Below are 21,911 nucleotides of genomic sequence, written 5' to 3' on the forward strand. Positions count from 1 at the left end.
GGGGGGTGTGGGGGGGGGGGGTGGGGGGGGGGGGGGGGGGGGGGGTGGGTGGGGGGGGGGGGGGGGGGGGGGGGGGGGGCGGGGGGGTGCCGTCGACCGGGCCCTCAGCCGGTGAGCCGGCCGGCGGCCTCCGCCTCGGTGAGGCCGTCGATCTCGGCGATCAGCAGTGCCTCGATCCGGGCCGCCAGGACGGCCGGGGTGCTGCTCTCGAAGACGTCCCGGATCGGCACGTCGAGGCCGAGCCCGGCCCGGATCCGGGCGGCGACCCGGGTGACCAGCAGGGAGTCCCCGCCGAGCGCGAAGAAGTCGTCGAGCACCCCGACCCTGGGCACGCCCAGCACCTCCTGCCACAGGTCGGTGACCAGGTGTTCGGCGTCGGTGCGCGGCGCGAGGTAGCGGGCCGCCGCGGCCGGTTCGGGGTCGGGCAGGGCCGCCGGGTCGGGCTTGCCGTTCGCGGTCAGCGGCAGCCGGTCCAGCAGCACCACGGCGTCCGGCACCAGATAGGTGGGCAGCCGCCGGGCCAGGTGCTCGCGCAGTTCCGCCGGACCGGGCCGGACGCCCGGGCGGGGCACCGCGTACGCCAGCAGCCGCCGCCCGTCGCGCAGCAGCACCGCGGCCTGGGCGACGGCCGGGTGCGCGGTCAGGGCGGACTCGATCTCGGCGGGTTCGATCCGGTAGCCGCGCAGCTTCAGCTGGCCGTCGCCGCGCCCCAGGTACTCCAGCTGCCCGTCCGTGCGCCAGCGGACCCGGTCGCCGGTGCGGTACATCCGGCCGCCGCTGAGCTGGTCTCCGGTCGACGGGTCGGCGGTGAACGGGTCGGGCACGAAGGCGGCCGCCGTCAGGTCGGGCCGGCCCAGGTAGCCGCGGGCCAGCCCGGCGCCGCCGAGGTACAGCTCGCCCTCGGAGCCGCGCGGCAGCAGGGCGCCGCGCTCGTCCAGCACGTGGAGCCGGACGCCGGGCAGCGGGCGGCCCAGCGCGGGCCGGCGGGCGGTGTCCGCGGCGGTCAGGTCGGTCGCGGTGACGATGACGGTGGCCTCGGTGGGGCCGTAGGTGTTGACCAGCCGGACGGCGTCGCCGTGCCGCTGCCGCCACCGGCCGACGGCGTCCGCGCCCACCTGGGAGCCGCCGAGGATCTGCAGGCGCAGCGCGGCCGGCCAGCGGGTCTGCTCGCCGAGGCCGACGAGTTCCTCCCAGTAGGCCGTGGGCAGGTCGAGCACGGTGACGGTGTCGCCGTGCGGGCCGCCCAGCAGGTCGGGCAGGGTGCGGCCGCCGCCGGGCAGCAGGACGACGCAGGCCCCGGAGGCGAGCGCGGGCCAGAGCTCCTCGACGTGGGTGTCGAAGCCGAGCGAGGCGAACTGGACGATCCGGTCGGCTGGTCCGAGCGCGTAGCCGTCGGGCCCGGCCATCCACGCCACCCGCGCGGCGAGCGCGGCGTGGTCGACGGCGACGGCCTTGGGCGCGCCGGTGGAGCCGGAGGTGTAGAGCACGTAGGCCGGGCCCCAGGGGTCCGACGGGACCGGTTCGGCGTGCCCGAGGTCGGCGGGGTCGGGGCCGTCGTGCCCGGGGCCGTCCGCCGTCGGGTCGACGCCGGTGAGGACCAGGGCGGCGTCGGCCTCGCGCACCATCAGTCGGCGGCGTTCCTCGGGGTGGGCCGGATCGAGCGGCAGGTAGGCGGCGCCGGCCTTCCAGATCGCGGTCAGGGCGACGACCAGGTCGAAGGAGGGCGGCATCGACACCGCGACGACCCGGCCCGCCACCCGGCCGAGCCGCCTCGCCAACGCGCTGGAGCGCCGGTCGAGTTCGCCGTAGGTCAGGCTGCGGCCGTCGCACTCCAGCGCCGGGGCGTCCGGGCGGGTGGCGGCCTGCTCAGCGAACCGCTCCAGCACCGTCCGGGCCTCCCGGGCCGCCGGGCCCGCCCCGAGTGCGAGCAGTTCCGCCCGCTCCTCGGGCCCGACCAGCCAGTCCCCGTGCAGCGCGAGCTGCGGGTCGTCGACCACCTGGGCGAACAGGGCGCGGCACCGCCGGCCGAGGGCCTCGACGGTCTCCCGGTCCAGCACCTCGCGGTCGAAGCAGAAGGACAGCGCGATCCCGCCGTCGGCGGTGCGCCAACTGTCCAGCAGCAGGTCGGTCTTGGCCTGCTCGAAGCCGGAGTCCATGCTCGCGGTGCGGACGCCTGCGGGCAGCGCGGGCGCGCCGGGGCCGGCCGCGAGGTCGTACTGGCTCTGGTGGACGAAGACGGCCCGGTACAGCGGTCCGGCGCCGGGCTCCGCGGGCAGGCCGAGGTGGCCGGCGAGCCGTTCGACGGGCACGTCCTGGTGGCCCAGGGCGGCGAGCGTGGCCGAGCGGGTGCGCCGCAGCACGGTGCGGAAGCCGGGGTCCCCGGTGTCGGGGTCGCCGGTGAGGTCGGCCCGGATCACCGCCGTCCGGCTGAAGTAGCCGAGCAGCGCCTCGTGCGCGGCCTCGTTGCGGCCGGCCAGCGGGGTGCCGACCACGAAGTCCCGGCAGCCGGTCCAGCGCGCGAGCACGTACTGGTAGCCGGCCAGCAGCACCATGAACGGGGTGCACCGCTCCTGTCGCGCCAACCGGTCGAGGGCGGTGGTCAGTTCGGGGTCGAGGCGGACGGTGGTGAACCCGGCGGGCCGGGCCGGTTCGGCCGGCCTCGGGTGGTCGAAGGGAAGGCGCAGCGCGCCGGTGCCGGCCAGTCGCTCCGCCCAGTAGCGGAACGCCTCCTCACCCGCCCCGCCGGCCGTCCTGGCCTGCTCGGCCCGGGCGAAGTCGCCGTACTGGAGCGGGAGTTCCGGAAGTTCGGCGGGGGCCTCGCCGATCGCCTCGCGGTAGAGGGCGAGCAGTTCACGCCACATCGTCCGGAACGACCAGCCGTCCGACACGATGTGGTGGACGACGACGCAGAGCGCGTGTTCCCCGTCCCCCGCGCTGATCAGCGCCGCCCGCAGCGGCGGCCCCGCGGCGAGGTCGAAGGGCGCGTTGACGTACGGGCGGCAGGCGTCGGTGAACTCGGCCTCGGCCGCGCCCTCGGGCAGCCGGACCAGGGCGAGGTCGATCTCGGCCGGGGGCTGGACGAGTTGGACGGGCTCCTCCCCGTCCGCGGCTCCTGGCCCTGCGGCGGCGCCGAGCGCGAAGCGGGTGCGCAGGATCTCGTGCCGCACCGTCAGCCGGTGCAGCGCGGTGCGCAGGGCCTCCGGGTCGATCGGCCCGGTCCACCGGCGGTTGAGGTACATGTTGAAACCGGCGTCGTCCGGGTGGAGTTGCTGGAGGAACCAGAGCCGGCGCTGTTCGTCGGTCAGCGGGTGGATGGCGGTGGTCACCGGACGGTCACCTCGGTCTCGGAGCGGCGCGGGGCAGCAGAAGCGGCAGGAGCAGCGGGGGCAGCAGGGGTGGCGGGAGCGGTCGCGGCCCGGTCCTGGAGGGTCTTCAGCCCGACCAGGTCGTCGGGCTCGGCGTCGGGGACGTCCCGGTCGAAGTGCCGGAGCACGGGCACGGCCAGGCAGACCAGCACCAGGGCGGCCATCGCGAGGCCGAACAGCAGGTAGAGCAGCCCGATGCCGCGGCCGTCGCCGGTGCCGATGAGCCGGCCCACGGTCGGGGCCAGGGCGCCGTCGTGGTCCATCAGCGGCTGGAGCAGCCGGGGCCCGAGCGGAGCGACCAGGGCGAAGCCGACCGGCAGGGTCGACCAGGCGACCATGGTGTTCACGGCGATCACCCGGCCGTGGAAGCGCAGCGGCACCTTGGTCTGCACGATGGTCGCGTAGACGCCGTTGACCAGGGCCAGGCCGAAGGCCATGCCGAACGCGCCGAGGGCGACCACGACCAGTGACGGGCGCAGCCCGGTGACCAGGCACGCCACGGCCAGGGCCAGGGTGGCGAGCAGCACCCCGCGCAGCCGCTGGTGGCGCGGCCCGCCCCAGGCGAGCAGGGTGAGCCCGCCGAGCACGGCCCCGAGGCCGGCCGCCGTCGACACCCAGCCGGCCGCCGCGAGCGGGGCGAAGGAGAGCACCAGCGGAGTGGTGAGCAGGAACAGCGGGGAGAGGAAGATGTTCAGCACCGCGAAGAACAGCAGCATGGCCCGGAAGTGCCGGCTGCCGAGGGCCCGCCGGAAGCCCTCGCGGATCTCGGCGGAGACGCTCTCGCGCCGGCTGGCGCCCATCAGGTCGGGGAAGCGGACCGCCAGGGTGACGGCGAGGGCGGCGCCGTAGCTGACGACGTCGAGGGTGAGGATGCCGCCGAGCCCGATCGCGGCGAGCAGGCCGACGGCGAACAGCGGGACGAGGAACTGGGCGAGGCCGAAGGCCATCTGCACCAGGCCGTTGGCCCGGCCGAGGTAGCGCTTGGGGACGAGTTGGGGCACCGCGGCGTTCCAGGCGAGCCGTTGGAAGGTGAGCGCGGTGGAGAGCACGCCGATGAGCACGTAGGCGTGCCAGACCTGGAGGCTTCCGGTGAGGTGGAGCAGGAGCAGCAGCGCCTGGGTGGCGCCGGCGGCGAGGTCGCCGTAGAGCATGATCCGGCGTCGGTCGCCCCGGTCGACGACGGCGCCCGCGATCGGTGCGGCGAGGATGCCGGGGACGAGTCCGCAGGCGGCCAGCAGCCCGAACTGGGCCAGGGAGCCGGTGCGCAGGTAGATCCAGACCGGGAGGGCGAACTCGGTGAGCGCCGATCCGATCATCGACACCTGCTGCCCGGAGGCGACGGTGAGGAAGCGGCGCATGGTCGGTCGCAGCGGGGCCTGCTCCGCCGGTGGCGCGCCGTCGCCCCGGGAGAGCCCGGCCAGCCACCAGGTCGCGCCGTCGCTCCGGTGGTGCCGTTCCTCCTGGCCGTCGGCGATCGAGCGGTGGACGCGGGTGAGGATCTCCGCGAGTTCGGCGGCCCGGTACTTGAGGTAGAAGTGGCCGGCCTCGTCGAGCACGACGACCGCGGCGGTGTCGGTGAGCCGGTGCCACTCCCGGTAGCGCTCCTGGTAGAAGTCCGTCGCCGGGTCGCGCTCGCCGCAGACGGCGATGATCGGGGCCCTGATCCGGCCGTCCTCGCTGTCGAACAGCCGGGTGAAGTAGCGTTCGGCGTCCTTGGTGCCGGTGCGGCGGTTGCGGACGATCAGCCGCAGCTGCTCGGCGTCGACCTCGTCGGTGTCCAGCCCGGCGGCGGCCAGCGCGTTGATCATGCCCTGGTCGTTGCGCAGCCGGTCGGTGAGGTCGGCCCAGCGTTCGCCGACGGCGGCGCCGCGGCCCCGGGGGCGGGCGAAGGGGAAGATGCCGCCGAGGTGGACGGCGTCGATCTCCCGGCCGGCGGCCTCGACCTGCCGGGCGATCTCGACGGCCAGGCGGACGCCGACGCCGCAGTGCCCGTACAGCACGATCGGGCCGGGGACGTTCTCGACGATCTCGCGGGCGCAGGTCGCGGCGACCTCGTCGATGTCCATCGCCTCCTCGCCGAGTTCGTGCCCCGGGACGGCGACGGAGTAGAGCGCCCAGTCCTCGGGCAGGGCGTCGGCGAGCGGCTTGTAGATGAGCGCGCTGCCGCCGCCGTAGGGGGCGCAGATGACACTGGCGGTGGTGCGCGCCCTCGGCGGGGTGAGCCGGTGGAGCAGGCCGCCGGGGCCGCGTTCGGCGGTCGGGTCGGCGACCAGGGCGGCGAGCCGGCGGACGGTGGAGTGGGTGAACAGGTCCATCACGCCGATGGGGGCGGGCAGCTCCGGGAAGGCCCGGCGCAGGCGGGCGACGACCTGGGTGGCGAGCAGGGAGTGGCCGCCGAGGTCGAAGAAGTCGTCGAGCGCGCCGACCCGTTCGATGCCCAGCACCTGGGCCCAGATCGCGGCGATCGCCGTCTCGGCCTCGCCGTCGGGTTCGACGTGTCCGCCGGTCGGCGCCGGGTCCTCGGGTTCGGGCAGCGCCTTGCGGTCGACCTTGCCGTGGGCCAGCAGGGGCAGCGCGTCGAGGACGACGTAGCGGGCCGGGACGAGGTAGTCCGGCAGGACGGCGCCCAGCGCCTCCCGCAGTTCGGCGGGTGTCGGGGCGGGGGCGGCGCCGGGGTGTTCGAGGTAGGCGACGAGGTTCTGGCGGAGGCCCTCGCCGCGGAGCGTCACGAGGGCCTGGGTGATGCCGGGCAGCGCGGTGAGCGCGGCCTCGATCTCGCCGGGCTCGACCCGGTAGCCGCGGACCTTGATCTGGTCGTCGGCGCGGCCCAGGTACTCCAGCGTGCCGTCCGGCCGCCAGCGGGCCAGGTCGCCGGTGCGGTACATCCGCCCGTCGGCGAACGGGTCCTCGACGAAACGTTCCGCCGTCAGGTCGGGGCGGCCCAGGTAGCCGCGGGCGAGCCGGTCCCCGCCGAGGTAGAGCTCGCCCACCACCCCGGGCGGCACCGGTCGGCGGGCCTCGTCCAGTACGTAGCAGCGGGCGCCCGCGAGCGGGGTGCCGATCGGTGTGCTGCCGGGTCCTGCCGGGCCCGGCAGGACCTCGTGGACGGTGACGCCGACCGTCGCCTCGGTCGGCCCGTAGTGGTTGAACACGGCGCAGCGGCCCCGGCCGGCGAGGTCCGCCGCCCAGGCCCAGGGCGACGCCTCGCCGCCGAGCACCAGGGCCCGGCGCGGGAGCAGCCGCTCCGCGTCCACGTCGGCGGTCAGCGCGGCCAGGTGCGACGGCGTCATCTTGAGGTAGTCGATGCCCGACTCCGCCATGTGCTCGGCGAGTTCGGCGCCGGCGATGCGGCGCGGCAGCAGGTGCACCCGGCCGCCCGTGGTCAGCGCCAGGTACAGCATGGTGATGCTGAAGTCGAAGGACAGGGACTGCAGCAGCCCGTAGGCCGCACCGGGTTCGATCCGCAGGCGTTCCCGCACGCCGGCCAGGTAGTTGAGGATCTGGCGGTGCTGCACCGCCACGCCCTTGGGCTGCCCGGTCGAGCCGGAGGTGTAGATCACGTAGGCGAGGTCGTCCGGCCCGGACGCCTCCGCCAACGGGGCTTCGTCCAGTGGGAGTTCACCATGGCCCACCGGCTGCTGGTCGACGAGCAGCTCGGCGCCGTCGTAGCCGGCGAACGCCGCCCGCAGCCGCGAGTCCGTGACCAGCACCCGCACGCCCGCGTCCGCCACCAGGTGGGAGAGCCGCGCGGGCGGCTGTTCCGGGTCCAGCGGCAGGTAGCCGCCGCCGGCCTTCAGGACGCCGACCAGGGCCGCCGCCAGTTCCGGGGACTGCTCCAGGCACACCGCCACCCGGTCGTCCGGGCCGACGCCCAGCGCCCGCAGCCGGCGGGCCAGAGCGGTGGCCCGGGCTTCGAGCTCGCGGTAGGAGAGGGTGCGGCCGTCGAAGACCAGGGCCGGGCGGTCGCCCGCGCCGCGCGCCGCCTCGGCGAGCAGCCCGGTCAGCGTTCCGGAACCGGCCTCGGGCGCGGGCAGTTCGGGGCCCGCCGCCCAGCGCTCGACCACGTCCCGGCGCTCGGCCCCGGTCAGCATGGGCAGGCCGTCGACGGGCTGCGCCGGATCCGCCGTCGCCGCCGCCATCAGCACCTCGAAGCGCTCGGCGAGCCGCCGTACGGTGTCGGCCTCGAAGAGGCCGGTCCGGTAGGTGATCAGGCCGTAGAGCCCGCCGTCCTTCTTCTCCCGCAGGTAGAGGGCGAGGTCGGCGTGGGTCGTGGTGGCCTCGTAGCCGAACCCCTCCGCCGCCGTGGCGGGCGCGGTGGAGGCGGCGCGGTCCCCGTAGTTCTGGAACGCGAAGGTCACCTGGAACACCGCCGAGCGGCTGACGTCCCGTTCGACGTCCAGGTCCGCCACCATCTGCTCGAACGGCACCTCCTGGTGGGTGTAGGCGTCGAGCGTCGTCTCCCGCACCCGCCCGATCAGGCCCGCGAAGCTCTGCCCCGGCTCCAGCCGGGCCCGGATCGGCAGCATGTTGACGAACGCCCCGACCACGCCCTCCAGTTCGCGGTGGAGGCGACCGGCCACCGCCGAGCCGACCGCGAAGTCCCGCTGCCCGGAGTGCCGCCCCAGCAGCACCTGGAGGCCCGCCATCAGCACCATGTACGTCGACGCCCCGTGGGCGCGGGCGCACTCGGCGACGGCCCGCACCAGCTCCGGGCTCCAGTGCAGTTCCAGGGCGGCGCCGTCGAAGGTGAGCACCGGCGGACGCGGGCGGTCGACGGGCAGTTCCAGGGCCGGAACGTCGGCGAGTTCGGTACGCCAGTGGTCCCGGGAGGCGGCCAGCGCGCCGCCGGCCAGCCGCTCCCGCTGCCAGTGCGCGTAGTCGCCGAACTGCACGGGCAGCTCCGGGAGTTCGGCAGGGGTGCGGTGGGCGTGCCGGGCGTAGAGCGCGTCCAGTTCGCGGTTCAGGATGTCGATGGACCAGCCGTCGCAGACGATGTGGTGCATCACCAGGGCGAGCACGTGGTCCTCGTCGGCGAGCCGGACCAGCAGCGCCCGCAGGAGGGGGCCGTGCGCCAGGTCGAAGGGGCGGGCGACCAGCGCGCCGATCTCGTCGGCGGCTCTTCGCCGCGGGTCCGGATCGTCGGCCGCGTCCACGAACTCGGCCGGGAAGGGGCCCGGTTCGGCGATCGCGACCTCGGCGGTGCCGTGCTCCGTGGTCGGGAACGACATCCGCAGGCCCTCGTGGCGGTTCACCAGGTCGGCCAGGGCGCGGTCCAGCGCCGGGCGGTCCAGCGGCCCGCGCAGCCGGCGGGCCGGCGCCAGCGCGTAGGCCGTCCCGCCCGGTGTGAACTGGTCCATGAACCAGAGCCGTTCCTGCCCGCTGGACAGCGGTGGTGCGCTGCCCTCGGGGCGCGGCTCGACGGTGCGCCGGGGTGCGGCGGCGCCGCGCAGTCGCTGGGCGAGCAGGGCGCGTTTGGTGGCGGACCAGTCGGCGGGCGGGTCCTGGATGTCGGTCATCGGCGGTCCATTCGGGCGGGAAGCGGGGGGCGGGAGGTGGAGCGCGGGGGGACTCGCCCGTGGTCAGCGGCGCTCGCGGACGGCCGCGGCGATCCCGGCCGGGGTCGAGGTGTCGAAGAACAGGTCGAAGTCGAGCTCCACCCCGAGCGCGGCGCGGATCCGCGCGGTGATCTGGATGATCGTCAGGGAGTGCCCGCCGAACTCGAAGAGGTCGTCGTCCGGGCCGACCTCGGGCAGGCCCAGCACCTCGGACCAGATCGCCAGGACGGCTTCGGCGACGTCGTCGCGGACCTCCGCCTCCGCCGGGGAAGCGCCGGGAGCGGCCGAGGGCGGTCCGGCCGCGGGGGCCACGGGCGGCGGGGCGGGCAGGGCGCGGCGGTCGAGCTTGCCGTTCGGGGTGAGCGGCAGCCGGTCCAGGGCCACGAACCGCCGGGGCACCATGACGGCGGGCAGGGTGCGCAGCAGGTGGTCCCGCAGGTCGGCGGCGCCCGTCGGCCCGGTACCGGGCGCCGGGACGTGGTAGCCGACCGGTTCGGGTTCCCCCGGGCTCTCCTCGCGCACCGTGACGGCCGCCTCGGCGACCGCCGGGTGCTCCAGCAGTGCCGCCTCGATCTCGCCGGGTTCGATCCGGTGGCCGCGGATCTTGACCTGGTCGTCCGCCCGGCCGTGGAAGGCCAGTTCGCCGTCCTCGGTCCAGGCGGCGAGGTCGCCGGTGCGGTACATCCGGTGGCCGGCGGCCGGGGCTTCGGCGGACAGGCCGTCGGCGGTCGGGGTGCCGGCGGGCGGGGCGTCGGCGAACGGGGCGTCGGCGAACGGGTCCGCGGTGAAGCGCTCGGCGGTCAGGTCGGGTCGGCCCCGGTAGCCCTCCGCGACGCCGTCGCCCCCGAGGTGGAGCTCGCCGGGCACCCCGACCGGCAGCGGCCGGTGGTCCGCGTCCAGGACGTACGCCCGGGTGTTGGCGATCGGCCGGCCGATCAGCACGGCCTCCGGCTCGGTCGGGACCTCCGCGCAGGTGGACCAGATCGTCGTCTCGGTGGGCCCGTAGACGTTGAACAACCTGTCGACGCCGGCGCGCAGTTCACGGGCCAGCGGCAGCGGGAGCGCCTCGCCCCCGACCAGTGCGGTCAGCCCCGGCGGCAGTGCCCCGGCGCTGAGCAGCACCCGCCAGCCGGAGGGGGTCGCCTGCACGTGGGTCACGCCCTCGCGACGGACCAGGTCGCGCAGGCCCGGGCCGTCCAGCGCGGCGCCGTCCGGTGCGAGCACCAGGCGGCCGCCGGTGGTCAGCGGCAGCAGCAGTTCCAGGCCGGAGATGTCGAAGGAGAGCGAGGTCAGCCCGAGCCACACGTCCTGGGGCCCCGAGCCGAGCAGGTCGGCGAAGGAGGCCAGCAGGTTCACCAGCGCCCGGTGGCCGATCTCCACGCCCTTCGGCCGCCCGGTGGAGCCGGAGGTGTACAGCACGTAGGCGAGGGCGCCCCGCGCCCCCACTGGAGCCGTGTCCGGGGCCGGGGCCGGGTGGTCCGTCCCGAGCCGGAGCACGGCCGGCGCCGCCGCCGCCAGCTCCGGGGCGGGCTCCCGGTCGGTGACCAGCAGTACGGCGCCCGAGTCGGCCAACAGGTACGCCAGCCGCTCGCCGGGGTAGCCGGGATCGAGCGGAAGGTAGGCGGCCCCGGCGGCGTGCACGGCGAGCAGCACGGCCGGCAGGTCGGCGGAGCGGTCCAGGTGCAGGGCGACCAGGTCGCCCGCCGCGACCCCGGCCCCGCGCAGCACCGCCGCCAGTTCGTCGACCCGCGCGACCAGGTCCCGGTAGCTCAGCCGCCCGGTGGCGGCGCTGACGGCGGGGGCGTCCGGTGTCTCGGCGGCCCGTTCCCGCACCAGGTCCAGCACCGTACGGTCGCTCGGGTAGGCGCGGGCGGTGGCGTTCCACCCGGTGGTCACCAGGCGCCGCTCGGCCTCGCCCAGCAGGGCGAGGTCTCCCAGCGGCGTCTGCGGCCGCGCCGTCGCGGCGTCGAGCAGCGCCCGGTAGTGCCCGGCGATGCGCTCGGCGGCAGCCGGCGGCAGGACCGCCGGGGCGTACTGGAGGGAGCAGTCCAGGGCGTCGGTGGTGTCGACCACCTGGAGGTGGAGCGTGTTGCGAGCGGCGCCGTTGAACACGGCCCGGTCCACGCGCGCGGCACTGCCCGGGAACACCGGGCCGGCGCCCCGGGCACGCCGGTACCCGAACGACACCGGGGCCAGACCGACCCGGGCCGTCAGCCCGCCCACCGCCGCGCCGAACGGCACCGCACGGAACGGGTACCCGGCGCGCGCCTCGGCGCGGACGGCCCGGGCGAAGTCGGCGAAGGAGTCCTGGACGCTCGCCCCGGCCGGCGCGTGGACCGGCAGCTCGTTGACGAACAGCCCCGGCTCACCGGCCTGTTCCGGCGTCCGGACGGACAGCGGCACGGAGACCGGGACGGCCTCGCCGCCGTAGCGCAGCAGCAGCCCGTGCAGCGCGGCGAGCAGGAACTCGAAGACGGTGACGCCGCTGCGCCCGGCCGCGTCGGCCAGCCGCGCCCGGGCCGGACCGTCCAGCCGCCAGCCGATCGACTCCCCCGGCCCCGCCGCCGTGACGGCCTGCCGCAGCCCGGGGAGCACCGGCGCCGTCGCGGCGGCCCAGCGCGGGCCGTACCAGTCGGCGGCCCGGCGCACCAGCTCCGGAGCGGGCGGGGCGGGTGAGGAAGCCGGAGCGGACAGGGAGGGCGGCGTGGCGGCCTCGCCGTCGGCACGGGCCTCGGCATAGGCCTCGGCGAGGCCCGCGACCAGGACGTCCTTCGACTCCCCGTCGAACACCGCGTGGTGAACGACGATCAGCAGTTCCGCCGCCCCGCCCCCGCAGCGGTAGAGGGTGAACCGCACCGGCGGTCCGGCCGCCAGGTCGAACGGCCGCGCCACCTCCTCGGCCAGCCGCTTCTCCAGGTCCTCCACGCGGTCCCCGGAGGCGTCGACCACCTCCAGGCCCGGGGTGGGCCCCCGCTCCAGCAGGACCTTGCCGTCGCGTTCCACGAACGCCGCGGACAGCGCGCCGTGACGGTCCGCCAGCGCGGACACCGCCCGGCCGAGCGCCCCGGCGTCGACCCGGTCGAAGGAGATCCGGACGGGCATCTGGAACGCCCCGTGCACGGGCCCGAGTTGCTCGGTGAGCCAGATGCCCTGCTGGAAGGACGACGCGGGCACGGGGAACGACTCAGGCATCTGCGGCTCGATTCGGCAGTCGGCGAAACGGGAGGGGCGCGCGACCGGGCAGCGACGCTGCCGCCACGGATCCGCTGGTGACGCGGCCACCGAATACCGCCCGGCCCACCCCTGGCCGGCCGACCGGCCGCACCGGCCCCCACCCTCCCGGCCGCCCAGATCCCCCCTGCGCACACCCGGGCCGGAGCCGGTCTTCTCCCCCGCGAAAAAGACCTTGGTCCAAACCTGCCGAGAGATTCGCAGAGAACCCACCCCTCGTCAAGGGTTCTCCACCCGCCCCACCAGGCGTCATGTACGCGCCCAGCCTGCGGGAATCCCGCCGTTCCGACTCCGTCCATGAGCCCGCCATGCACGGCGGAGCGACGAAGGCGGCTCCGCGACGAAGGCGACTCCGCGTCGGAGCGGATCGGGCCCGGAGCGGATCAGGGCCGAAGCGGATCAGGCCCGCGGCGGTTCAGGCCGGGCCGGGCGGCCCCGGCTCACCTGCCCGGGGCTGCGGCCGCGAAGCCGCCGAGGAAGGCGAGCGCCTCCTCGGCCGGGCTCCCGGGGGCGGCCGTGTAGACGACCAGGAGGTGGCGCGCGGCGCCGGGCGCCTGGAAGGTCTCGTAGTCGAGCGTCACCTCGCCGACCACGGGGTGCCGGAAGCGCTTGGGGCCGTGGGTCTTCTCGTGCACGTGGTGGCCGGCCCACAGCCGGCGGAAGGCGGCGCTGCCGAGTGCCAGTTCGCCGATCAGGCGCACGAGTTCGGGGTCGTGCGGCTGTCGGCCGGAGGCCATCCGCAGGATGCCGACGGTGGTGCGCGCGGTGTCCTCCCAGTCGAGGTGGACGTCCGGCGCGCCCGGGTCGAGGAAGATCCGGCGGGCCAGGTTGCGTTCACGCGGCGGGAGTTCGGGGAAGTCGGCGATCAGCGCGGCGGCCAGCCGGTTCCACGCCAGGACGTCGTTGCGGTCGTTCATGATCAGCGCGGGGGTGGTCGGCATCGCCTCCACGACCCGCCGCAGGGCGGGGCGCAGGGCGTCGCCGTCCCGTCCGGCGCCCGCCGCCCTGGCCGCCGAGCGGCGGGGCGGGCGGGCCAGGTCGTACAGGTGGGCGCGCTCGGCTGGGCCGAGCCGCAGGGCGCGGCCGAGTGCGTCGAGCACCTCGTCGGACGGGCGCTCGGCGCGGCCCTGTTCCAGCCGGACGTAGTAGTCGGTGCTGAGGCCGACCAGTTCGGCGACCTCCTCGCGCCGCAGGCCGGGCACCCGGCGGCGTCCGGTCGGCGGCAGCCCCGCCTGCGCGGGTGACACCAGCGCGCGCCGGGTGCGCAGGTAGTCGCCGAGGCTGGCGGCGAGCGTGATCGGTTCGGCCATGCGTTCCAGTATGGGGCGCCCGCTCAGGGGTGCGGGGGCCGGAGGGTGGCCCTGTCACACCCAGGGAACGGGGCTCTCTTCATCCGACGGCGGCGCCCGCCGACGATCGGGGCCATGACTGCTTCTCCCCGCCTCGACGACGCCCGTCCCGACGGCGCCCGTCCCGAAGGCGCCCGCCGCGCCGCGCCGCCCCGGACCGAGCACCCGGCGGGCACGGCCGCTCCCCCACCGCGTACCGAAGGCGGTCCGGGCGGCTACTGGGCGACCGTCACCGCCGTCGGCTGCGCCAGCATGATGCTGCCGTTCTCGGTGACCGGGGCCGCCGTGGCGCTGCCCAGCATGACCGCGCAGCTGGGCTCCTCGGTGGGCGCCGCCCAGTGGATGCTGAACGCCTTCAACCTCACCTTCGCCGCCCTGCCGCTGGCGGCCGGCGGCCTCGCGGACCGGATCGGCCGGCGGCGCGTGCTGCTGTCGGGGATCGCGCTGGTCGGCGCGCTGTCCGCGGTGGTGGCGCTCGCGCCGTCGATGGCCGTGGCCGACGCCGCCCGGGCGGTGCAGGGGTGCGGGGCGGCCGCCGTGCTGGCGGCGGGCGCGGCGGTCCTGGCCCAGTCCACCTCCGGGCGGCGCCGACGGCTCGCCTTCGGGATCCTCGGCACCTCCTTCGGCACCGGCCTGGCGATCGGGCCGCCGGCCGCCGGCCTGCTGGTGGAGGCGGCCGGCTGGCGGTCGGTCTTCCTGCTCGTCGCCGTCCTGGCCCTGCCCGCGTGGCTGTGCGCCACCCGGGCCCCGGAGTCCCGCAACCCGGACCACCCCGGGATCGACCTGCCCGGGGTGGTCTGCTTCACCGGCGGGCTCGCCGCGCTGTCGTACGCGCTCGTGCAGGCCGGCACCGCCGGCTGGACGGCGCCGGGCACGCTGCTGCCGCTGGCGGGCGCGGCGCTGCTGCTGGTCCTGTTCGCCGGGGTGGAGGTCCGCCGGGCCGGGCGCGCCATGGTCGACGTCCGGCTGTTCCGCAGGCCCGAGTTCCTCGCCGTGGTGTGCCAGCCGTTCACCGTCACCCTGGGGTTCGTCGTGCTGCTGGTCTACCTCCCGGCCTACCTCCAGGGCGTGGGCGGCAGGAGTGTCCTGACCAGCGGTCTGCTCCTGCTGCCGATGACGGCGCCCGTCCTCCTGCTGCCGTTGGTGGCCGGGCGCCTCGCCGCCGCCGTCTCCGTCCGGGCGGTGCTGACCGCCGCCTCCGCGCTGATCGCGGCGGGCTCCCTGCTGCTGGTGACGGTGCGCGGCGACGGGTCGTGGCTCGCGCTGGCGGTGCCGCTGCTGCCGTTCGGGGCCGGGGTCGGACTGGCCTTCGGGGTGATGGACGACGCGGCCGTCGGCACCGTCCCCGCCGAGCACGCCGGGGCCGCCGCGGGCGTCTTCAACACGATGCGGATCACCGGGGAGTCCGTGGCCGTCTCCGGGGCCGCCGCGCTGCTCAGCACGCTGACCGCCGCGCACCTGGGCGGCAGCGGCCTCGCCGCCGACGAGGCGGCGCAGCTCGCCGGACAGGCCGTCCAGGGCAGGGTGGCCGCGGCGCACCAGGCCGCCCTGGCCGCCGGGTTCACCGACGCCCTGCACGTCCTCGGGCTGGCCCTCGCCGCGCTGTCCGCCCTCGGCGCGGTGCTCACCTACCTCGCCCTGGCGCCGGACGAGTCGGCCTGACCTGCCGTCGGAGCCGGGGCGGGGGCCCGGGGCCGCCGGAGAACGGCAGGGCCCGCCCGGGAGGTCGGGCGGGCCCTGCCGTCATGCGGTGCGCGTCACATGTTGATCATGTGGCCGGCGAGGCCGTGGATGGCCTCCTTGACCGCCTCGCCGAGGGTGGGGTGGGCGTGCACGTTGCGGGCCACCTCGTGGACGGTGAGGTCCCACTGCTGGGCCAGGGTCAGCTCGGGCAGCAGTTCGGTGACCTCGGGGCCGATCAGGTGGGCGCCGAGCAGCTCGCCGTGCTTGCCGTCGCTGATGACCTTGACGAAGCCGATCGGGTGGCCGAGGCCGTGCGCCTTGCCGTTGGCGGTGAACGGGAACTTGGCGACCTTGACGTCGTGGCCCAGCTCGCGGGCCTGAGCCTCCGTGTAGCCGAAGGAGGCGATCTGCGGCTGGCAGTAGGTGGCGCGCGGGATCATGGCGAAGTCGACCTCCATGGTCTCCGCTCCGCCGATGGTCTCGGCGGCGATCACGGCCATCGTCTCGGCGGCGTGCGCGAGCATCAGCTTGGCCGTCACGTCGCCGATCGCGAAGATGTGCCCGGCGCTGGTGCGGCCGCGGCCGTCCACCGCGATGGCGCCGCGGTCGGTCAGCTTGACGCCCGCGTTCTCCAGGCCGTAGCCGTTGACGCGCGGCGCGAAGCCGATCGCCTGGAGCACCTTGTCGGCCTCCAGCACCTGCTGCCGGCCGTCCCTGGTGACGGTGACCTTGACCTTGGCGTTCGGGTCGCTGTCGTCGATCGACTCGACCCGGGTGGAGGTGAGCACCTCGATGCCGAGCTTGCGGTACTGCTTGGCCAGTTCGGTGGAGACCTCGACGTCCTCCAGCGGCACCACGCGGTCCAGGAACTCGACGATGGTGACCTTCACGCCGTAGTTGTGCAGCACGTACGCGAACTCGACGCCGATCGCGCCGGCGCCCGCGATGATGATGCTCTCCGGCAGCTGCTCGGTGAGGATCTGCTCCTCGTAGGTGACCACGCGGTCGCTCAGGCTGGTGCCGGGCAGCAGTCGGGTGGTGGCACCGGTGGCGATGACGCAGTGGTCGAAGGTGACGACGTCGAAGCCGCCGCCGCTGAGCGCGACCTGGAGGGTGTGGTCGTCGACGAAGGTGCCCCAGCCGTCGTACTCGGTGATGCCGTTCTTCTTCATCAGGTAGTGGACGCCCTTGACCCGGCCGTCGGCCACCGAGCGGCTGCGGCGGAAGGCCTCGCCGAAGTCGAAGGTCACCTGGCCCTCGACCTTGATGCCGAAGGTCTTGGCCTCCTTGGTGAAGATGTGGGCGAGCTCGGCGTTGCGCAGCAGGGCCTTGGAGGGGATGCAGCCGACGTTCAGGCAGACGCCGCCCCAGTACTTGGCCTCGATGACGGCGGTCTTCAGGCCGAGCTGAGCGGAGCGGACGGCTGCGGTGTAGCCGCCGGGGCCGGCGCCGAGGACGACGACGTCGTAGTGCGTGCTCATGTTGCTGACTCCTCCGAGGGTGTCACGGTCTCGTGATCTCGGTCCCATGGTGTCAGGACCGGGTTCGACGCACCCACCGGGTCTCGGCGGATGCGCTCCGCGCGGCACCGTACCCGGCCCGGGGCCGGATTGTCAGTGCCCTCGGCTACGGTGCTCGCAACCTGGCCGGTCAGGGGCGGGGCCCGGGTGAGGTCCGGGGCGAGGCCCGGTCCGAGGGCCGGGGGTGCGAGCGGGAGGAGGGGCCGAATGGCGGACGAGCGCGGCGGAGCCGGCGGGTGGGGCGGATGGGGCGGGTGGGCCCGCCGCCCGAGGACGGCAGCGGGCCCACCCGGGCGTCAGGCCGTCACCTCGTGGGCGTGGCCCCCGCTCATACCGCCGCCGCCACCCGCCTGGCCGGCGGGGTGCTGCGGCGGCACGGGCCGGTTCAGCGAGGAGAGGTCCCAGGCGTAGGTGCCGACGGCGTGGGCGATCACGTCGATGTTGACGTCGAAGGCGTCCATGTCGATGTTCTTCAGGCCGTCGCAGGCCTTGTGGTAGCAGGCGTCGAAGGCCACACCCGCCGTGCCGCCGTAACGGTCCTCCTGCGCCGGTGACTTGACCACCTCGGCGCCGGTGTCGGTGCCACCGGCCGGGATGCCCGCGTCGATGAACGGGCCGTAGTCGGAGCGGCCGTTGAAGGCGGTCGGCTCGTGCGGCAGGCCCCGGCCGTCCAGGTAGCCGGTGAGGTCCCGCTCGATCTGCGCCGAGCCCTCGGGGCCGGCGCCGCCGCCGGTGCTGCCCGAGCCGTCGTAGACGAACTGCGCGTAGTTGGGAGAGGCGATCATGTCGAAGTTGAGGTAGAGCCTGATCTTCTTCCGGTCCGCCTCGGAGAGCGACTTCACGTACGCCTCCGAACCCTTGAGGCCGAACTCCTCGGCGGACCACCAGGCGAACCTGACCTTGTTCTTCACCGGGTGGACGGTCAGGTTGCGCGCGACCTCCAGGATGCCCGCCGCACCGGAGCCGTTGTCGTTGATGCCGGGCCCGGCCGCGACGGAGTCCAGGTGCGCCCCGACCATCACGGTGTCGGCCGGGTCGCCGCCCCTGGTCTCGGCGATGACGTTCCAGGTCTTGCGCGGCTCCATGAAGGTGCGGATGTCGAGGTCCAGCCGGACCGGGCCGGCGGCGGCCTTCGCGGCCAGCGCCTCCCCGGCGGCCCGGGTGATCCCGCCGACGGGGATCCTGCCGGCCGCCGGGTCCCCGAGCGTGCCGTTGAGGTCACCGTCGGTGTTGTTGTAGATGATCGCGCCCACCGCACCGGCTGTCGCGGCCGCCGCCTGCTTGACGGCGAAGCCGCAGCCGCCGCGCTGGATCAGCGCGATCCGGCCGGTGAACGCGCCGGCCGGGTAGTCGGTGGGCGCGCAGCCGGTCGTGGCGCTGACCGGGGCGACCGCCAGGTCGGCGTTCAGGCCCGCGTCCGGACCGCCGAGCGAGTACGTCATGGCGATCAGCGGGATGCTCTCGGCCTGCGGGGACAGCACCTGCAGCCGCTCCGAGCGGGCCTCGAAGAAGGTGTACTCGAACTCCTGCCGGGACACCTTCAGCCCGGCCCGGCGGGCCTGCTCGTAGACGTAGCGCGCGGACTCGTCGTGCCCCTTCGAACCGGCCACCCGGGTGCCGCCGTTGCGGTCGGCGATCCGCTGGAGCACGGCCAGGGTGTCGTGGGCGCTCTCGGCGTCGGCGGCCTCGACCAGGCGCGCGGCGAGCCTCTCGCCTCTGCGCGCCGGGTCCGGGTCGGCGGCCGCGCCGCCGGCCCCGGCCAGCAGCAGCGGGGCGGCCACGGCGGCGACGGTCAGGACGGCGCCCGCGCTCCGGACGGTGGCAGTGCGCGGGCGCTGGTCCCGGCGCTGCTGGTGCGGTATCGGGGTGGACTGTTCGAGCGGGCTGGTCGGGCGGAGGGGCAGAGAGGTCAGGCGGCGGGATCGGGGCTTCAAGGCGACTCCTTCCGGCGGTCCGTGAACTCCCGATTTGACATGACCGGCATCACGTTGCCAAGGCCGCCGCGCGGCCGCGGGATGCGGACGGCGGCGGAGGCGGTGATCCTGGAGGAGTGGGGCCGTCTCTTCCAGGAGCGTGACCAGATGTCCATGTTGGATAAGCTCAAGGGCCTGCTGAAGGGCCACGAGGACCAGGCCGACAGGGCCGTCGACAAGGCGGGGGACGCCGTCGACGAGCGCACCCAGGGCAAGTACAGCAGCCAGGTGGACGCCGCCCAGGAGCAGGCGAAGAACCAGTTCCGCGACCAGCCGCCGCAGTAGTACCAGACCGAAACCCCGCCGTACGCCTGCGGCTCCGGTCAGGCCCGCCCGGCCGCACCGGGGCCCAGCCGTTCCGGGCTGTCGTTCAGCTGTTCCGAGCCGGCGCCGAGCCGTCCCGCTCCGGCGCGGCCCCGGCTGCGGGCTGCCGCGCCCCCGCCTCGCCGTTCGTGCCGCCGGTCCCGCAGTTCTCGCACGGTTGCGGCCCGGGCCGCTCGCGCAGGCGTCCGCACGCCGGGCAGACCCGGTCCAGCCAGCAGGCCGCCTCTCCGCCTTCGTCCATGCCTCCGAGTCTGCCCGGAACGCCCGCGCCGACGCGAGTAGACACTGTCTACAGCGGCCTGGTAGACAGGGCCCGTGACCGATCAGGAGAAGGACCTGCGCGCACGCCTGGTGGCCGCCGGCGTCGAACTGGTGACCAGGGAGGGCGTCCACGCCCTCGGCCTGCGCGAGATCGCCCGGCAGGCGGGGGTCTCGCACGGAGCCCCCCGCCGACACTTCCCCACCCACCGCGAACTGCTCGCCGCCATCGCGCGGCACGGGTTCGGCAGGCTCACCGACACCCTGGCCGGCGCCGACGCGCTGGCCGCCACCACCGGCGCGGCCCCCCGCACCCGGCTCGACGCGCTCGCCCGCGCCTACCTCGGCTTCGCGGCGGCCAACCCCGGCATGTTCGAGCTGATGTTCCGTCACGACCTGTTGGAGGGCAGCGGAGCGGAGCTGCGGCACACCACCCTGCCGATGTTCCACACCGTCGCCCGCCTGGTCGGCGAGGCCCGCCCGGAGTCCACCGACCCCGGACCGGCGGCCGCCGCGCTGTGGGCGAACCTGCACGGACTGGCCCAACTGCGCGCCTGGGGCAGCCTGCGGCTCATCACCGGCGGCGAGGACGTCGAACCGCTGCTGCGCGCCGCCCTGGACGCCCACCTCGGCCCGGCCCCCGGGGCCCTCCCCCGGGGAGCCGCCACACGCCGGTGAGGCCGTCGATGCTCTCCCGGAGCAGGTCCGCGTGCCCGCTGCGGCAGGCGCACTCCTCGATCAGGTGTACCAGGATCCAGCGCAGCGAGACCGTCTCCGAGCCGAATACGGCCGCCGCCCGCCCGGACAGGCGCCCGGTGTCCTCCGGCGCCGCCTCGGCGGTCAGTTCGCGGCCCTGCTCGACCTCCGCCCGCCAGTCGGCCAGCGCCTCGGGCACGCTCCCCCCCGTTCCGCCGTCTGCCGACGGAATGCCTCGAATAGAGATACCTCTTATCGAGACACCTCGACTAGAGGTAACATGGGGCGCGCCACAGGGCGCACTCCGACGAAAGGGCTTCGACCGTGCTGACCCTCGCGATCCTCGGCTTCCTGTACGACCAGCCGCTGCACGGCTACCAGCTCAAGTCCCGGATCACCGGCCTCACCGGCCACGTCCGGCCGGTCAGCGACGGCGCGCTCTACCCCGCCATCGCCAGACTGGAGAAGGCCGGACTGCTGCGCCGCCGCGCCGAACCGGGCAGCGGGGCCGCACCGCGCCAGACGCTGGAGCTCACCGAGGAGGGCCGGGCCGAGCTGCGGCGCCGGCTGGCCGACCCGGAGCAGGCCGAGATCACGGACCAGATCCGCTTCTTCGCGCACGCCGCCTTCCTGCACCACCTGTCCGACCCGCCCGCGCAGGCAGCCGTGCTCCGGCGCCGGCTGGCGTTCCTGGACGAGCCGAGCGGCTTCCTCCACGACGGTGAGGGCCGCGCGGTCACCGCCGAGTTGGAGCCGAACCCCTTCCGGCGCGGCATGCTGCTCGTCGCCCGGGCCTCCACGGCGGCCGAGCGGGCCTGGCTGGTGGAGACCATCGCCGAGTTGGACGGCCGGGTGCACTGACCCGCGAGGCCGAGCACCCGGCCGGGCGCACCGACCCGCGAGGCCGTGGACGCGGCCCGGCGCGCGCCTTCGCACAGCAGCGCGAACGCGCGAAATCGCGCCGTTGCGAACCGGCTCCCAGCCGGCCTCCGCGTCGCTATGATGATCGGCCTCACGTCTGCGGCGTCCCCTCCGCGGCGTGACCCCGCCACCGCGCCCCGCCCGCCCTCCTGGAGGCCGCCGTGCCCACCGCCGAGACCGCAGCTGCCCGCCCCGCGCCACTGACCCGGGACGACATCCCCGGCTGGTTCTTCCGTCTCGACCGGGCGGCCTTCGGCCACCTGCTGGCGGCCCAGACCACGGCGGGCGCCACCGGCGACATCCTCGAACTCGGCAGCTACCTCGGCCGCAGCGCCGTCCTGCTCGGCGACCACCTCCAGACCGGCGAACGGCTGACCGTCTGCGACCTGTTCGACTCCGAGGCGGGCGACGAGGACAACGCCGCCGAGATGGCGATGTCCTACCGCAAGACCCTCACCCGGAGCGCCTTCGAGGCCAACTACCTCGCCTTCCACGGCGAGCTGCCGGAGATCGTGCAGGCGCCCACCTCGGTGCTGGCCGACGGCCGGATCCCGGCCGGGAGCTGCCGGTTCGTCCACGTCGACGCCTCCCACCTGTACGAGCACGTCGCCGGGGACATCGCGGTGACCAGGGCGGCGCTCACCGAGAACGGCGTCGTGGCGCTGGACGACTACCGCTCGGAGCACACCCCCGGCGTGTCGGCGGCGGTCTGGGAGGCGGTCTTCACCGGCGGCCTGCGGCCGGTGCTGCTCACCCCGATGAAGTTCTACGGCACCTGGGGCGACGCCGCGGCCGTCCGGCAGGTCCTGCTCACCCGCGACTGGCGGGCCGAGGGCTACACGGTGGACGACGACACCATCGCCGGGGAACCGGTGCTGCGGCTCAACTACCAGGTCAAGGCCCCCGTCCAGCAGTCCACCTCGCGCCGGCTGGCGCTGGACCTGCTGCCGCCGGTCGCCACCCGGGCGACCCGCCGGGTGCTCCGGACGCTGCGCGAGCGCCGCGCCGTCCGGCCCGTTCCGGCCTCCTGACGCTC

13 protein-coding genes are annotated in these 21,911 nt (G+C 75.4%); 5 read left to right on the forward strand and 8 right to left on the reverse strand.

Annotated elements, in window-relative coordinates; genetic code table 11:
- Positions 1 to 104: 104 nt before the first annotated feature.
- The 4 genes from ABT015_RS22560 to ABT015_RS22575 all read right to left on the reverse strand — a co-directional run bounded on the left by ABT015_RS22560 (position 105) and on the right by ABT015_RS22575 (position 13,461).
- A complete protein-coding gene (locus ABT015_RS22560) occupies positions 105 to 3,326 on the reverse strand; it encodes a non-ribosomal peptide synthetase (protein WP_350881770.1) in 3,222 nt (1,073 codons plus the stop codon).
- On the reverse strand, positions 3,323 to 8,881 hold the full coding sequence (locus ABT015_RS22565; RefSeq protein WP_350881772.1) for a non-ribosomal peptide synthetase/MFS transporter: 5,559 nt from the start codon (positions 8,879 to 8,881) through the stop codon (positions 3,323 to 3,325). Before ABT015_RS22565 ends, ABT015_RS22560 begins: the two co-directional genes overlap by 4 nt.
- Before the next feature lie 63 nt (positions 8,882 to 8,944).
- Positions 8,945 to 12,112, reverse strand: a complete 3,168-nt coding sequence (locus ABT015_RS22570; protein WP_350881774.1) for a non-ribosomal peptide synthetase — start codon at positions 12,110 to 12,112, stop codon at positions 8,945 to 8,947.
- 479 nt (positions 12,113 to 12,591) lie between these two features.
- A complete protein-coding gene (locus tag ABT015_RS22575; RefSeq protein ID WP_350881776.1) occupies positions 12,592 to 13,461 on the reverse strand; it encodes a helix-turn-helix transcriptional regulator in 870 nt (289 codons plus the stop codon).
- Between the two features lie 114 nt (positions 13,462 to 13,575).
- Between ABT015_RS22575 and ABT015_RS22580 the strand changes: the two genes are divergently transcribed.
- The gene (locus tag ABT015_RS22580) at positions 13,576 to 15,162 is read left to right on the forward strand and encodes an MFS transporter (RefSeq protein ID WP_350881778.1); all 1,587 of its coding nucleotides are present in this window, start codon (positions 13,576 to 13,578) and stop codon (positions 15,160 to 15,162) included.
- Between the two features lie 95 nt (positions 15,163 to 15,257).
- Here the strand turns inward: ABT015_RS22580 and lpdA are convergent, their stop codons facing one another.
- Entirely contained in the window at positions 15,258 to 16,664 is a 1,407-nt protein-coding gene (gene lpdA / locus ABT015_RS22585; protein ID WP_350881780.1) for a dihydrolipoyl dehydrogenase, read from the reverse strand.
- A 335-nt stretch (positions 16,665 to 16,999) separates the two neighbouring features.
- On the reverse strand, positions 17,000 to 18,499 hold the full coding sequence (locus tag ABT015_RS22590; RefSeq protein ID WP_350881943.1) for a M28 family peptidase: 1,500 nt from the start codon (positions 18,497 to 18,499) through the stop codon (positions 17,000 to 17,002).
- 285 nt (positions 18,500 to 18,784) lie between these two features.
- Between ABT015_RS22590 and ABT015_RS22595 the strand changes: the two genes are divergently transcribed.
- On the forward strand, positions 18,785 to 18,961 hold the full coding sequence (locus tag ABT015_RS22595; protein ID WP_350881782.1) for an antitoxin: 177 nt from the start codon (positions 18,785 to 18,787) through the stop codon (positions 18,959 to 18,961).
- Positions 18,962 to 19,046: 85 nt separating this feature from the next.
- On the opposite strand, the gene ABT015_RS22600 is transcribed toward ABT015_RS22595, so the two are convergent.
- The gene (locus tag ABT015_RS22600; RefSeq protein WP_350881784.1) at positions 19,047 to 19,241 is read right to left on the reverse strand and encodes a hypothetical protein; all 195 of its coding nucleotides are present in this window, start codon (positions 19,239 to 19,241) and stop codon (positions 19,047 to 19,049) included.
- Positions 19,242 to 19,315: 74 nt separating this feature from the next.
- Here ABT015_RS22600 and ABT015_RS22605 point away from each other — a divergent pair, with 74 nt between their 5' ends.
- Complete coding sequence (locus tag ABT015_RS22605) at positions 19,316 to 19,936, forward strand: TetR/AcrR family transcriptional regulator (protein WP_350881786.1); 621 nt, start codon at positions 19,316 to 19,318, stop codon at positions 19,934 to 19,936.
- Here the strand turns inward: ABT015_RS22605 and ABT015_RS22610 are convergent.
- Positions 19,833 to 20,153 (reverse strand): mycothiol transferase, encoded by a 321-nt coding sequence (locus ABT015_RS22610; RefSeq protein WP_350881787.1) that lies wholly within the window; start codon positions 20,151 to 20,153, stop codon positions 19,833 to 19,835. The two genes, ABT015_RS22605 and ABT015_RS22610, sit on opposite strands and share 104 nt — an antisense overlap.
- A gap of 125 nt (positions 20,154 to 20,278) precedes the next feature.
- Between ABT015_RS22610 and ABT015_RS22615 the strand changes: the two genes are divergently transcribed.
- Together ABT015_RS22615 and ABT015_RS22620 are read left to right on the forward strand one after the other, a co-directional pair.
- On the forward strand, positions 20,279 to 20,815 hold the full coding sequence (locus tag ABT015_RS22615; protein WP_350881788.1) for a PadR family transcriptional regulator: 537 nt from the start codon (positions 20,279 to 20,281) through the stop codon (positions 20,813 to 20,815).
- 221 nt (positions 20,816 to 21,036) lie between these two features.
- The gene (locus ABT015_RS22620) at positions 21,037 to 21,906 is read left to right on the forward strand and encodes a class I SAM-dependent methyltransferase (protein WP_350881790.1); all 870 of its coding nucleotides are present in this window, start codon (positions 21,037 to 21,039) and stop codon (positions 21,904 to 21,906) included.
- Positions 21,907 to 21,911: the final 5 nt, after the last annotated feature.

It is taken from the genome of Kitasatospora sp. NPDC094016 (assembly GCF_040304045.1).
Classification (GTDB): Bacteria; Actinomycetota; Actinomycetes; order Streptomycetales; family Streptomycetaceae; genus Kitasatospora.